General features: G+C 61.2%; 11 protein-coding genes. 4 read left to right on the plus strand and 7 right to left on the minus strand.

Translation table 11 applies throughout. The features are described from left to right. The first annotated feature begins 250 nt into the window (after positions 1 to 250). On the plus strand, positions 251 to 2,137 hold the full coding sequence (locus tag J2Z17_RS21635) for a DUF2264 domain-containing protein (RefSeq protein ID WP_280923394.1): 1,887 nt from the start codon (positions 251 to 253) through the stop codon (positions 2,135 to 2,137). Between the two features lie 21 nt (positions 2,138 to 2,158). After that, positions 2,159 to 3,220, plus strand: coding sequence for a LacI family DNA-binding transcriptional regulator (locus tag J2Z17_RS21640; protein ID WP_209948188.1), 1,062 nt, complete (start codon positions 2,159 to 2,161; stop codon positions 3,218 to 3,220). Here J2Z17_RS21640 and kduI read toward each other — a convergent pair. The 7 genes from kduI to J2Z17_RS21675 form a co-directional block, all read right to left on the minus strand. Next, entirely contained in the window at positions 3,217 to 4,041 is an 825-nt protein-coding gene (kduI, locus tag J2Z17_RS21645; protein ID WP_209948191.1) for a 5-dehydro-4-deoxy-D-glucuronate isomerase, read from the minus strand. The genes J2Z17_RS21640 and kduI overlap by 4 nt on opposite strands. 78 nt (positions 4,042 to 4,119) lie before the next feature. Further along, positions 4,120 to 5,379, minus strand: coding sequence for an ABC transporter substrate-binding protein (locus J2Z17_RS21650; RefSeq protein WP_209948193.1), 1,260 nt, complete (start codon positions 5,377 to 5,379; stop codon positions 4,120 to 4,122). Between the two features lie 14 nt (positions 5,380 to 5,393). Continuing rightward, on the minus strand, positions 5,394 to 6,131 hold the full coding sequence (locus J2Z17_RS21655; protein WP_209948195.1) for a YesL family protein: 738 nt from the start codon (positions 6,129 to 6,131) through the stop codon (positions 5,394 to 5,396). 24 nt (positions 6,132 to 6,155) lie between these two features. Further along, positions 6,156 to 7,265 (minus strand): ABC transporter ATP-binding protein, encoded by a 1,110-nt coding sequence (locus J2Z17_RS21660; protein ID WP_209948198.1) that lies wholly within the window; start codon positions 7,263 to 7,265, stop codon positions 6,156 to 6,158. A 34-nt stretch (positions 7,266 to 7,299) separates the two neighbouring features. Beyond that, positions 7,300 to 8,472 carry a glycoside hydrolase family 88 protein gene (locus J2Z17_RS21665; RefSeq protein WP_209948200.1) on the minus strand — a complete coding sequence of 391 codons (1,173 nt, stop codon included), beginning with the start codon at positions 8,470 to 8,472 and terminating at the stop codon, positions 7,300 to 7,302. Positions 8,473 to 8,474: 2 nt separating this feature from the next. Continuing rightward, a complete protein-coding gene (locus tag J2Z17_RS21670) occupies positions 8,475 to 9,311 on the minus strand; it encodes a carbohydrate ABC transporter permease (protein WP_209948202.1) in 837 nt (278 codons plus the stop codon). Further along, on the minus strand, positions 9,308 to 10,252 hold the full coding sequence (locus tag J2Z17_RS21675; RefSeq protein ID WP_209948204.1) for a carbohydrate ABC transporter permease: 945 nt from the start codon (positions 10,250 to 10,252) through the stop codon (positions 9,308 to 9,310). The genes J2Z17_RS21670 and J2Z17_RS21675 overlap by 4 nt, the downstream gene beginning before the upstream one ends. 202 nt (positions 10,253 to 10,454) lie before the next feature. Here J2Z17_RS21675 and J2Z17_RS21680 point away from each other — a divergent pair, with 202 nt between their 5' ends. Together J2Z17_RS21680 and J2Z17_RS21685 are read left to right on the plus strand one after the other, a co-directional pair. After that, complete coding sequence (locus J2Z17_RS21680; RefSeq protein ID WP_209948206.1) at positions 10,455 to 12,248, plus strand: heparinase II/III domain-containing protein; 1,794 nt, start codon at positions 10,455 to 10,457, stop codon at positions 12,246 to 12,248. After that, positions 12,214 to 13,047, plus strand: coding sequence for a carbohydrate-binding protein (locus J2Z17_RS21685; protein WP_245224276.1), 834 nt, complete (start codon positions 12,214 to 12,216; stop codon positions 13,045 to 13,047). The genes J2Z17_RS21680 and J2Z17_RS21685 overlap by 35 nt, the downstream gene beginning before the upstream one ends. Positions 13,048 to 13,061: the final 14 nt, after the last annotated feature.

A 13,061-nucleotide genomic window follows, 5' to 3' on the forward strand; every position in this document is an offset into this window, starting at 1 on the left:
TTCAAATCCTGCCCCCGCAACCAAATCAACAAACAATTAAAAAACCACACACAAAGCTCCTCAGCACACAGCGAGGAGCTTTTTGCCGTTCCAGGGCAGGGCGGGACGGGACGAGCGCCTGAGGCGCCAGAAGGGCGTTCGGAACCGTGGCTCGCCGCTGCCTTGCTCTTTCATCCCCGCCCGAAGCAATTTCTTCCAGTTTCGCAAACTTTGTGTGATAAGAAAAGTTGCGTTATCGTGGAGGAGTCCCATGTCCGTCAATCATCCGTCCGCTTGGGAGCGGGAGCCTGTGGTTCTGCGTCTTCTCACTTCCAATCCTCTCAACGGAAATCTTCTCAAGACACGCTCGGATCTCGCGGAGGCCATGAACGGTTTCTACGCGCCGCTGAGACCCTGGTTTTCCGAAGGCAATGCACGGCTGCGGCTTGGCGTGTCCGGGGCTCACTACGGTAGCGCGGCAGCGGAGATGGAAAGCTTCGTGCGCCCGTTGTGGGGCATAGCTCCGCTCGTGGCCGGTGGCTTCGGCTTCGAGGATGCGGCCCGCTATGTGGAAGGGCTCTCCAATGGAACCGACCCGGACCATCCGGAATTCTGGGGACCTGTCGGCTCTCATGACCAGCGGATGGTGGAAATGGCCGGCATATCGCTTGCCTTCCTTCTGGCGCCGGACACCTTCTGGCAGCCCTTGGCGCCGGCGGCGAAGGACAGGATCGAACGGTGGATGCTGACGATCAACGATCATCCGACCGCCGACAACAACTGGCTGTTTTTCCGCATCCTTGCCAATCTTGCAATGCGCAAGGTCGGCCGCAACTGGTCCGAGCAGGCGGTACGCGCAGCGCTGAACCGCATCGACGAGTTTCATCTCGGCGACGGCTTCTACCGGGACGGAAAATGGTATCAGCTTGATTATTACACGCCGATGGGGATGCATTTCTACGGTCTGCTCGTCGCTCAGATGGCCGACGATATCTTCCCCGATCACGCCCGGCGGTTCCGGCAGCGGGCGCGCGCATTCGCTGACAATTTCCAGCACTGGTTCGACGACACCGGTGCGGCGATCCCTTATGGTCGATCGATGACCTATCGCTTCGCGCAGGCTGCGTTTTGGGCAGCCTGCGCCTTTGCCGGTGAGGAGGTGCTGCCCTGGGGGCGCATCAAGGGGCTGCTTCTTCGCCATCTGCGCTGGTGGTCCACGCAGCCGATCACGGATCGCGACGGTGTTCTTTCGATCGGCTACAGCTATCCGAACCTGCTGGTTTCCGAGGCCTATAATGCGCCCGGTTCTCCCTATTGGGCGCTGAAGACGCTGCTGGTGATCGCCCTTGCCGACAACCACCCCTTCTGGCAGGCGCAGGAGGAGGCAGCGGAGGAACTCCCGGGTGGGCGGGTGCTTGCCCAAACCGGTGGCTTCATCACCCGGCGCACATCCAATGATGCCGTGATGCTGACCGGCGGACAGGATGGACGTGAGCACCGGTACTACGACGCCAAATACAGTCGTTTCGCCTATTCCTCGGCATTTGCCTTTTCGGTGGCCAGCGATGCCACCGCGCCCGATCGTCCCGAGCGAAGCGCGGTCGATAGCGGGCTCATGGTATCCCGCGACGGCATCGCCTGGATGACGCGATCCGGCATCACCGAGGCGGGGATCGACAGCGACATGGCCTGGGGCCGCTGGACGCCGGATGGCGAACTCACGGTCGATACCTGGCTCGATTTCGGCGGCAATGGCTGGCATGTGCGGCTGCACCGCATTGTCACCGCAGCACCCCTGCATGTCGCGGAAGGTGGTTTCGCCATCGACCGCACCGGCGACGGCCATCAGTCACCTGAACAGTGGTTCGATCTCAAGCCGGGCCAAGGCAGCGTGCGAACCTTGTCCGCCATTTCCGCCATCGTCGATCTGACCGGTGACCGGGAGGCGACGATCATCCGGGCCGCGCCCAATACCAATCTGCGGTTTCCCCGTACATTCTTTCCGCGGCTGGCGGCCCGCGTCGACGCGGGCACCACATGGCTGGCGACAGCGGCCTTCGCGGTGCCATCGCCCGAGGCGGCGATCACGGCGATTGCGGTACCGGAGACGGTGAAGGCGCTTTGCCGCCGGCATGGAATTGCTCTATTGCGAGAGTGACGCCACGCAGGAAGGACCGATTTGAAAGACGAAAGCGATTCTCCCGGCGCAAGTGCGGGCACGGCGCGCAGCAAAGTGACGCTGCGCGAGATTGCGGAACTTTCCGGGGTTTCGATCAGCACGGTGTCGCGTGCATTGAGCGGGTCGCCTGGTTTGTCTGAGACGGTCCGAAGCCGTGTTCAGAGCGCTGCCGACAGACTGAACTATATCGGATCCGGCGGACCGGGCATTTCGGTCACGGTGCTGTCGAACATCGACATGGGACTGTCCGGGCCGCCCGATTTCCAGGTGGAACTCTTCGCCGGTATCGAACGGGAGTGCCGCGACCTCGATCTACCGCTCGCCTATGTGATGATGGGCGAGGGGCAACTGCCTCAGATTGCGGCGTCAACAACGGACGGCGATCGAAGGGGCATTATTCTCCTCTCCTTTCACGACGAGACGCTGATCGGTCGCCTGGTCGGTGAGGGTGTGCCTGCTGTTATCGTCAACGGCATCGATCCGGGGATGCGGCTCGATGCCGTATCCGCCGGCAACCGGTCGGGCGGCTTTGCCGCTGCGCGTCACCTGATCGATCTTGGGCATCACCGTATCCTGCACCTGACCCACGGTGCGCGCCGGCCGGTGCGAGACCGTCTGCATGGGGCAAGGGACGCGATCGAGGCGGCGGGATTGGCGTTCGACGGCGATCTCGTCATCGATCTTGCCGTCATGCGCAGCGACGCCGCCTATGCGGCTGTGCGAGATCGGCTTGCGGCTCAAGGCGGAAAGCCGGATTTCACCGCGATCCAGTGTTGCAACGACGCGAGCGCCTTCGGTGCGATGACCGCGGTTGAAGACGCGGGCCTCAGCATCCCCGGGGATATTTCGATCGTCGGCTTCGATGATATCCGGATGGCGGCCATGACACATCCGCCTTTGACGACGGTCCAGGTGCCGCGGCAAGAGATCGGTGGCTACGGACTGCGCAGGCTGCTTGAGCGAATGCGATCCCCTCAGGCGACCGTGACTTATACGGAATTTGCCGGTCCGCTGATTGTCAGGCGTTCGACTGCACCGGCAAAGGCTTCACGTCTGGGCTAGCGCAGCTCGTTTGGCTGAACGAAGTCCATGTCCGTATAGTCGATGTTGTCGCCGGCCATTGCCCATATGAAGGTGTAGCCGCAGGTGCCGGCACCGGAATGGATCGACCAGGGTGGCGAGAGCGCGCCTTCCTCATTGCCGATGAAGAGATGCCGCGTTTCCTGCGGTTCGCCCATCAGATGGACGATGCGCCCGTTTTCCGGAAGGTTGAAATAGAGGTATGCCTCCATGCGCCGGTCATGCACATGGGCGGGCATGGTGTTCCACACCGATCCGTCCTCCAGCGTCGTGTAGCCCAGCACCAACTGGCAGCTTTCCATGACCAGTGGATGGATGAACTGGTTGATCGTGCGCTTGTTCGACGTTTCGATCGCGCCGAGTTTCACCTGCTTGCTGTCGGAAAGTCTGACAAGCCGGGAAGGGCAGGCGCGGTGGGCGGGGCAGGACACGATATAGAACCTGCCGGCTCCGTCGAAGGTGACCGGTCCGGAACCCATGCCGAGATAGAGAACGTCACCGCGCTGCATCTCGTAGCGATTGTCGCCGGTGCTGACGCTACCGGTTTCACCAATATTGACCACGCCCATTTCCCGGCGTTCGAGGAATGTCGCCGTGCGGGTCTCTTCCACCTTGTCGAGTGTCAGGGGCTGGCCCGCAGGCACGGCCGCGCCCATGACGAAGCGGTCGTAGTGGGTGTAGATCAGACGGATCTCGCCCGGACGAAACATGTCGTCTGCCAGGAAATGACGGCGCAACTCGTCCGTGCCCATGGTCTTCGCATGATCCTGATGCACGGCGTGACGGGTTTCGACGGTGAGCATGGGGTTGGGTATCCTTGAATCCGGGAGAAATGGGAGAGGGGGCACGACAGGACTGCATGCCCCCTTTTGTCCTTGCGGCTATTTCTTCAGGATCGCCTGCACATCCTGATCCATCTGCTTCAAGCCATCCTCGACCGAGATGTTGTTGGTCATGATGGCGTCGTGGGCGCGGTTCAGCACCACTTCGATATCGGCCGACTTCGGGCTGACGGGAAGTTCCAGATAGGCTTTGGTGGACTTCAGGGCATTGAGGCTGGTCTCGTCCTGCGGAAAGCCCTCGGTCGAGGTGATGGTGGACAGGACCGCATCTGTCTTCAGGGCCGGCAGGGTGCCGGTGCCGGCAACGACTGCCGCGCCTTCAGGACCCGAGACGAAGTTGACGAAGTCCAGCGCCTCCTTTTTGTGGGCCGAATTCGCGTTGACCGACAGGGCCGTCACGACGGCCGCCGTGGATCCGGCCGCAACGCCTTCGGGATGGGCAAAGGCAGCGATGCCCCAATTCTTCGAAAGTGATTCTCCGGACTGCACCTTCTTGATCTGGGTTGCGACGAACCAGCTGCCCATCGGCATCATGGCGACGGTGCCGTTGTAGAAGGGACCGGAGTAATGGGTGTTGCTGGTCTTCAGTGATGCATAGGAGGGGACCACGCCCTCCTCTTGCAGGGCCAGGACCCGGTCATAGCAGGGCTTCAGGAACTCGTAGCTGCCGTCGATCAGCGTATGCTTGCCATCGACGATGCAGGGCATTTCCACCGCAGAGCGCCAGGTGTGGAACAGCGCGCCATAGACCTTGTTCGCCCCGAAGCCGCTTGCAAGCTTGCGCGCCTTCTCGTCGAATTGGGCGAGTGTCATGTCATTGGTCGGATATTCGACGCCCGCGGCATCAAACAGGTCCTTGTTGTAGTAGGTGATCCAGATGTCGGAACGGAAGGGCAGGGCATAGACCTTGTCCTCGACCGTGAGTTCATCGATCAGGCCACCATAGGCCGCCTTGTCGATGCCGGTATCCTCAATGTCGTCGTTTAGCGGCAACAGGGTCTTGGCGTTCACCATGTTGGCGTAGCCCGGCGCATCCTTGATCGTGACGATGTCGAGATCGCCGGAGCCACCTGCCAGTTGCGTCATCGCCATCGTCGAATAGTCGGCCGAGCCGAGATCGGTATAGGTGATCTTCACGTTCGGATGCTTGGCTTCAAAAGCATCGATCAATGGCTGGTAATAGGCGGTCGCGGCCCAGTCCCACAGGGCCCAGTTCAACGTCACCTTGTCGTCGGCATGGGCCGAGAAAGCCGTGAGGCTTACAGTTGCAAGCAATGCGCTGGATAGAATATTTCGCATGTCATTTCCTCCGATTATGTGCGCCCGGGCGCTTTTTGCGAAACTTTCTCACCATCCCTGGTCCTCCCGAGACGAAGGGCGAGTGCGAAATCTGTTGAACGGTGCACGCTGAAGACGATTGCCAGCGCGGCGAGCGAGAAATTGAAGGCAGCCGGCATGAAGACGGAGGCGGGATAGAGAATCACGTGCAGCAACCAGAGGCTCGAGGTGAACGCGAGGGCCCCGAGCGCCGGCAGTGGCCGTGAGAGACCGGCAACAACCGCGCGGTGCAAGAGCGCGGCCGGTGACAGCGAGGGGGCGCGGACCATCAGGACGAAGAGGTGTACAGCCACGATCCAGGCAAACAGGCTGGTGGCGAGTGCGAGGGCGAACGGCAGCACGTAGATCGGAGCGTGCAGCGCGAGCTGCCCGTAAACATAGCAGGCGTAGCCGAAAAGACCGAGGACGATCAGCAGGCCGAAGCCCCAGGTCGTCGCCTTCAGAAAGGATCCGAGGAAAGCGGCGCGAAATTCGCGCATCAGATAGACATTCTCGTCCTCCACCATCAGGTTGCAGACGCGGATGGACGCGGCGAAGGCTGCCGGCATCGTCACCAGCGGCAGCGAGAACACGATGATCGCGATATTCAGCTTGAAAAGCTCCCACCATTCCCGCAGCACGATCTGACCAAACAGCGCCAGGCCGGTCTTCTTCGGTGCATCCTTGGGGATGCCCGGGCCTTCCCTCTCAAAGTTCGCGGTCAGCCATTGCACGGCCTTGTCTCCCGGCTCTTGGCCTCAGTAGAGGATCGAAAGTTCGGTTTCCTTGTCGAACAGATGCGGATTGACCAGATCGACAATCAGCGTGATCGGATCGCCATCCTGGGCCTTGCAGCGTGGCGAGACCCTGGCAATCATGTCCTTGCCGCCGGCCACGAGGTTCAGGTGGATTTCCGAGCCCATTGGCTCGGCGAGTTCCACCACCGCGTCGATCATCGCCGTGGCTTCGGGCGCGATATCGGTTGGTTGCCGCTCGTGGAGATTCTCCGGCCTGATCCCGAGAACAACGGTGCGGCCTTCATAAGGCGCAAGTCTTTCGGCCTTGTCGCCCAGCAGCAAGGGCATGTCGCGCCCCTCGAAGACGCCGACCCAGTCGTCGCCTCGCCGCTCGATGGTCACGTCGATCATGTTCATCTGCGGTGCGCCGATAAAGCCGGCGACGAACATGTCGATCGGTCGGTCGTAGAGGTTCTGCGGGGTATCGACCTGCAGGATGCGGCCGCTTTTCATGACCACAATCCGGTCGGCCATGGTCATGGCCTCCACCTGGTCGTGGGTGACGTAGATGAAGGTTGAATTCAGGCGGCGGTGGAGCTTGCTGATCTCGGTGCGCATGGTGCCGCGCAGCTTGGCGTCGAGGTTCGACAGCGGCTCGTCCAGCAGAAACACTTCCGGATTGCGCACCATGGCGCGGCCGAGCGCCACCCGCTGGCGCTGGCCGCCGGATAGCGCCTTGGGCTTGCGGTTGAGCAGGTGCTCGATGTCGAGAAGCCGGGCGGTCTCGCGGACCTTCCGGTCGATCTCTTCTTTCGGCGCACGGCGCAGATGAAGGCCGAAGGCCATGTTCTTGTAGACCGTCATATGCGGATAGAGCGCGTAATTCTGGAAGACCATGGCGATGTCGCGGTCCTTCGACGGCACGTCGTTGACCAGATCGTCGCCGATCAGGAGCTCTCCGCCCGAGATTTCCTCCAGTCCGGCGATCATCCGCAAGGTCGTCGACTTGCCGCAGCCGGAGGGGCCGACGAGGATGATGAATTCCTTGTCGGCTATTTCCAGATCGATGTCGTGCACCACCGTCAGCGCACCAAAGGTCTTGTTCAGTTTCTTGAGTGAAATTCCAGCCATGATGTCAGCCGCCAAACCCTTTCTTGCGTCCCCGTCACCAGTAGGAGGACCAATTGCCGGACAGGCGGGTCAGCGCCTCCATGTAATAGTAGTCGCCCCAGGCGACGCACTCGTCGACGCCTTCGCCCTTGCAGGTGTTGTAGGGGGTCTTCTTGGAATAGGTGCCGTGCAGGACCTGCCCGTTGGATATGGCGGGATCTCGCACCGCGTAACTGTCGACGAGGCTCTTCATCATCCGCCGTGCCAGCTCTCGCCACCCATCGGCCTCCACGCCGCCGACGATATCGGCCATTTCCAGCAGGCCGCAGGCGACGATCGAGGCCGAGGAGGAATCGCGTGGCTCTTCGCCATCCATGAAGATCAGATCCCAATAGGGAATGAGGTCAGACGGCAGTCGCTTGAGATAGTAGGCCAGCAGCCGGTCGAAGGTCTCGCGGTATTGCTGCAGCGGCTCATAGCGATAAGACAGCGCCATGCCGTAGATCGCCCACGCCTGGCCGCGCGCCCAGCTGGAATCGTCGCGGTAACCCTGTGCCGTCACGCCGCGCACGGGATCGCCGGTTTCCGGGTCCATGTAGAAGGTGTGGTAGGTGGAATCATCGGGTCGTACCGAATGCGCCAGCGTCGTGCGGGCATGGATCAGCGCGATGTCGCGGTATTTCGGGTCGCCGGTCTCGCGACTTGCCCAGTAGAGCAGCGGCAGGTTCAACAGGCAGTCGATAATGTAGCGGTAATTGCCGGGCTCTCCCATGCGGCCCCAGGCCTGGATGAACTGGCCGACCGGATGGTAGCGCTCGATCAGCTGATCGGCAGCGAGGATGGCAGCCTTTCGACCGTCCTCGTCACCGACCAGCTTCCACGCCGCCACGCAGGTCGGGGAGTAGAGAAAGCCCATGTCGTGGTGATCGGTCTCGATGCGCCGCTCGATACGGTCGAGAAAACTCTGCACCTGTATCTGTCCCGCATGACGGAACGTTTGATCGCCGCTGTGCTCGAAGGCGAGCCAGATTTCGCCCGGCCAGAACCCGGCCGTCCATTGGTCGTTGGCAACGGCCGGATAAAAATTGTCGACGCTGGAATGGTTCTGGGCGCTGTAGGTAAATTGCGGCAGGTTGCGCCGCACCTGCGCCACCGCGGTATCGAGGGCGGAGCGCACCTCGTCGTCGCTGATGGGGCGGATTGCGCTATGGGTATCGATGACGGTCATGGCTAGCCTTTCAGGCCGGACGAAGCGATGCCCTCGACGAAGAACCGCTGCAGGACGAGGAAGACGGCGAGCACGGGGATCAGCGCCACGACGGAGGCGGCCATGATCAGCCCGTATTCGGCGGAATATTGCGAGATGAACATGCGAAGGCCGATCTGGATGGTCTTCAGCTCGGTCTTGGTGAGGTAGATCATCGGCCCGAGGAAATCGTTCCAGGCAAAGACGAAGGTAAAGATCGTCAGCGTCGACAATGCCGGCTTCGACAGCGGCAGCATGATTGACCACCAGATCTGGTATTCGCTCATCCCGTCGACGCGCGCGGCCTCGCAGAGTTCATCCGGTATCGACATGTAGAACTGCCGCATCAGGAAGACGCCGAAGGCGGTAAAGGCCTGCAGGCAGATGATCGCCAAGTGGGTGTTGTAAAGCCCCATCTCCCGCATCATCAGGAATTGCGGCACCATATAAACCTGCCAGGGCATGGCAATGGTCGCGATATAGCCGAGAAACAGCCAGTCCCGATAGGCGAAGCGCAGTTTGGCAAAGGCATAGGCGGCAAAGCTCGAGGTCAGCAGCTGCAGAAGCGTGACGATGATGGTGATCTTGGCGGTATTGTAGACGAAGGTCGTCAGCGGGATCTTCGTCCAGATGTCGACGTAGTTTTGCCAGTGGGGATGCGGGGGGATCCACTGGATCGGAAACTGGAAGACCTCCCGGTTGAGCTTCAGCGAGGCTGAGAGCATCCAGGCGAAGGGCAGCAGCATGATGATCGTGATGGCGATGATCAGGACATAGACGGCGATACGGCTGAACCTGATCCTGCTCCGCGTCTTCCTCATGCCGTGTCCTCCCGCGTCAGACGGAACTGCACCACGGTGACGATCAGCACGAGCATGAAGAGGACCAGTGCCACCATGCTGGAATAGCCGAGATCCCAGGAGATGAAGGCCTCGTTGTAGATGTGGTAGACGAGAACGAGCGTCGATGTGCCGGGACCGCCCTGGGTGATCATGAAGACCTGGTCGAACACCTTGAAGGACTGGATGGTGAGCATGACGGAGACGAAGAAGGTTGTGGGCGTCAGTTGCGGCAGCGTGACGTGCCAGAATTTCTGCCAGGCCGTGGCGCCATCCAGGTCCGCCGCCTCGTAGAGCTCGGCATTGATGCCCTGCAGCCCGGCGAGATAGATGACCATGAAGTAGCCCATGTTCTTCCAGATGCCGAACAGGATGATGGTGACCATCGCCCAGTTCTTGTCGGCCGCCCAGCCGGGAAGGTTCTTGGGGTCGATGCCGATCGAATAGAGGATCATGTTCACCGGACCCATGTCCGGGTTGAACAGCATGTTCCAGACGACCGCCACCGCCACCAGCGAGGCGACATAGGGGAAGAAGGCGGCGGTGCGGAAAAAGCCGCGTCCGGCGATCTTTTGGTTCAGCAGGATCGCCAGACCGAGCGCACATGCCATGGTAAGCGGCACCGAAAAGACCGTGTAGATAATCGTGTTCCAGAAGGCGGCGGCGAATGCGCGGTCGCGGAACAGATGCCAGAAATTGTCGAGTCCGGCGAAGCTGATGTGGTTTGAGCCGTCCCAGTGCATGAAGGCGAGTGCGAAGGCAAAGATGATGGGCCCGAGCGTGAATACGGCAAAGCCGATGAAATTCGGCGCGATGAAGGAATAGGCAACCAGCGTCGAGCGCAGCTTGCGCTGGCGCTTCGATATCGCCGGGCGCCGCCGGGCGGACGTCGGCAAGCCGCCTGTCTGGGTGGTATCCACCATCGCCTCCTCACTCCTGCGACTGGCCGCAATCGCCGGTCGCTGCGGAGCGCGCAATCCAGGGCCCTGCGGTCCGGATGCGCGCGTTCCGCCTTCACTCCCGTCACTTGTAATACATTTCATTTACAGGTAACACAAGTGACAAATGAGTTATTTCATTCGGGGCATATTCGCCGGAATGGGTATGATGACACAGTGCCAAAAGATGTTTTCTGAAAGGCTGGATTACCTGCCGCCGCGGCTGGCGGATTTCAGTCTTGTCCCCTCCGCATCGGACCGGACCGAATGGCAGGAACTGCCGGGCGATATCCGTGCCCGGCTTGTTGCGGCCGGAGAACGGATGACGGACGGTGAATGGCCGTCGCTGCCGGTCACCGCATGGCTCGACTACAGCCGGAACGGCAACCGGACACGTTTCGAAGCGCTCTATTTCACCCGTCGGCGCCGACTGAACGGGCTCGTCATGGCCGAATGCGTGGAGGCCAATGGGCGCTTTCTCGATCCGATCATCAACGGCCTGATGCTGATCTGCGAAGAAAGCGGCTGGCAATTGCCGGCACACAACGCTTACATCCGGGGTGGCGCGCGCACGGCATTGCCGCAGCCGGACCGCCCGGTGATCGACCTCTTTGCCGCCGAAACCGGCGCGCAGTTGGCCATGGCCCACTATCTCCTGGGCGATGCGATTGAAGCCGCCGCACCCGGAATGCCTGGCCGCATCGAGCACGAACTGCGCCGCCGCATCCTGGATCCCTATCTTTCAGCGCATTTCTGGTGGATGGGCAACGGCGACGAGCGAATGAACAACTGGACGGCATGGTGTACGCAGAACGTCCTGTTGACGGCCTTTGCCTCGAGGGTTCCGGATATCGATCTCCACGCTATCGTCCGCAAGGCTGCCGGCAGCCTCGACGCCTTCTTGAAGGACTATGGCGAGGACGGTGCCTGTGAAGAGGGAGCGCTCTACTACCGTCATGCCGGGCTTTGCCTGTTCAACGCCCTCAACCTGCTGGCAGGTGTCGCGCCGCAAGCCTTCGGGCCGTTATGGAATGCGCCCAAGATCCGCAACATGGCGGATTACATCGTCAATGCGCATGTCGAGGGCCAGCGGTATTTCAACTTCGCCGACTGTTCCGCGGTCAATGATCGCTGCGGTGCCCGGGAGTTCCTGTTTGGCTGCGCTGTCGGCTCCGAGCCGCTTGCCGATTTCGCCGCAGCCGACTGGGCTGAGGAGCCAGCACCGGACCTGCCGGACGAGATCAACCTGTTCTATCGCGTGCAGGCGGCCTTTGCCGCCAATGCCATGCGCGAACACGGCAAGGTGCGGGTCAGGAAGCCGGATATCTTTTACCCGAGCATCGGTCTTGTCATTGCCCGTGACGACCGTTTCGCCCTGGCGGTAAAGGCCGGCAACAATGGCGAAAGCCACAATCACAACGATGTCGGCAGCGTCACCCTTTACAAGGACGGCACGCCGTTGCTGATCGATGTCGGCGTTGAAAGCTACACCGCCAGGACCTTTTCGCCTGACCGCTATGGCATCTGGACCATGCAGTCGGGCTATCACAACCTGCCCGATTTCGGTGGTGTCATGCAGCAGGATGGCGACGCCTTTGCCGCGCGGGATGTCTCCGTTTCGCTCGAAGCGGAGCAGGCATTGATCGCGATGGAGCTTGCCGGCGCCTATCCGCCCGATGCGCGGCTGCGCCGATTCCGTCGGACGGTCCGGTTCTTCAAGGGGAGCAGGATCGAGCTCGAGGACCAGGTCGATGGCGATCTGCCGGCAGTTCTCTCGCTGATGTTGGCCGTGAAACCAAGCGTCGACGACAGCTGCATAGATGTCGGCGATCTTGCAAGGATCAGCGTAAGCGGCGGCGGCAAGGCCGAGGTGGAGGAAATACCGGTTTCCGATCCGCGCTTGCAATTGGCCTGGCCCGAACCGCTATACCGGCTTCGGCTGCCCTATGCGGCAGGGCGCCTTCTTCTCACCATCGTATAGGATAGATGCCATGCAACTGACCCTCAGGATCCTGAACGCCTCGGGCGATGTGATCGCCCACAAGACGGCGCATGACGAAGTGGTGCTGGTGTATCAGGCCCGATACGCAGAGGGAGACAGGCTCGAGATCGAGGCGGGCGAAGCCGGGTGTCAGCTGGCAATCGCCTTCGACGATGCCATGCCGACAGCGCTCCTATATCTTACGGACAAGAAGGGCCAGTTCACAGTTCCCTTCGGCGACAAAAGGTCCGGCTTCAGCGCCAAGGCATTCAGTGGCGCCGTCCATCGACTGAAGGCTCGACTTGCATCTCGCGAAGAGATCTCCGCGCGGCGAAATCTCGCCTTCAATCCATTTGACGATGGCGAGAATTCCTCGCTGTTTCCACGGGGCCATGCCAATGTCGAAACCCGCCAGGAAGCAGCCTTCGCGGCCCGCAACGCCATTGATGGGGAAATTGCCAGCGACGGCCACGGTGCCTGGCCTTACACCAGCTGGGGCATCAACTGCGACCCGGAGGCATCGCTTACGGTAGAATTCGGCCGCCTCGTCCGCATCGACGAGATCGTGCTCTATCTTCGTGCCGATTTTCCTCACGATGCCTGGTGGGAGAGCGTGACGGTCACCTTTCCCGACGGCGAAAGTGTGGCACTGGCGACGGCGAAGTTGGCGGGTGCGCAACGGTTTCCCATCGAACCGCGGGTCGCGGTGCGGGCGACCCTCCACAAGCTTGTCAAAGCGCAGGATCCGTCGCCCTTTCCTGCGCTGACGCAGATAGAATTCTGGGGAAACGAGGCATGACGGTTGACGGTGCG

This window comes from Heterorhizobium halophytocola (assembly GCF_017873095.1).
GTDB classification, from domain to species: domain Bacteria; phylum Pseudomonadota; class Alphaproteobacteria; order Rhizobiales; family Rhizobiaceae; genus Allorhizobium; species Allorhizobium halophytocola.

What these genes read in the sequence shown, in the direction of transcription:
- J2Z17_RS21635 (WP_280923394.1), top strand. Translation starts at nt 251, where the DNA reads ATGTCCGTCAATCATCCGTCCGCTTGGGAGCGGGAGCCTGTGGTTCTG.
- kduI (WP_209948191.1), bottom strand. Translation starts at nt 4,041, where the DNA reads ATGCTCACCGTCGAAACCCGTCACGCCGTGCATCAGGATCATGCGAAG.
- J2Z17_RS21650 (WP_209948193.1), bottom strand. Translation starts at nt 5,379, where the DNA reads ATGCGAAATATTCTATCCAGCGCATTGCTTGCAACTGTAAGCCTCACG.
- J2Z17_RS21660 (WP_209948198.1), bottom strand. Translation starts at nt 7,265, where the DNA reads ATGGCTGGAATTTCACTCAAGAAACTGAACAAGACCTTTGGTGCGCTG.
- J2Z17_RS21665 (WP_209948200.1), bottom strand. Translation starts at nt 8,472, where the DNA reads ATGACCGTCATCGATACCCATAGCGCAATCCGCCCCATCAGCGACGAC.
- J2Z17_RS21670 (WP_209948202.1), bottom strand. Translation starts at nt 9,311, where the DNA reads ATGAGGAAGACGCGGAGCAGGATCAGGTTCAGCCGTATCGCCGTCTAT.
- J2Z17_RS21675 (WP_209948204.1), bottom strand. Translation starts at nt 10,252, where the DNA reads ATGGTGGATACCACCCAGACAGGCGGCTTGCCGACGTCCGCCCGGCGG.
- J2Z17_RS21680 (WP_209948206.1), top strand. Translation starts at nt 10,455, where the DNA reads ATGTTTTCTGAAAGGCTGGATTACCTGCCGCCGCGGCTGGCGGATTTC.
- J2Z17_RS21685 (WP_245224276.1), top strand. Translation starts at nt 12,214, where the DNA reads ATGCGGCAGGGCGCCTTCTTCTCACCATCGTATAGGATAGATGCCATG.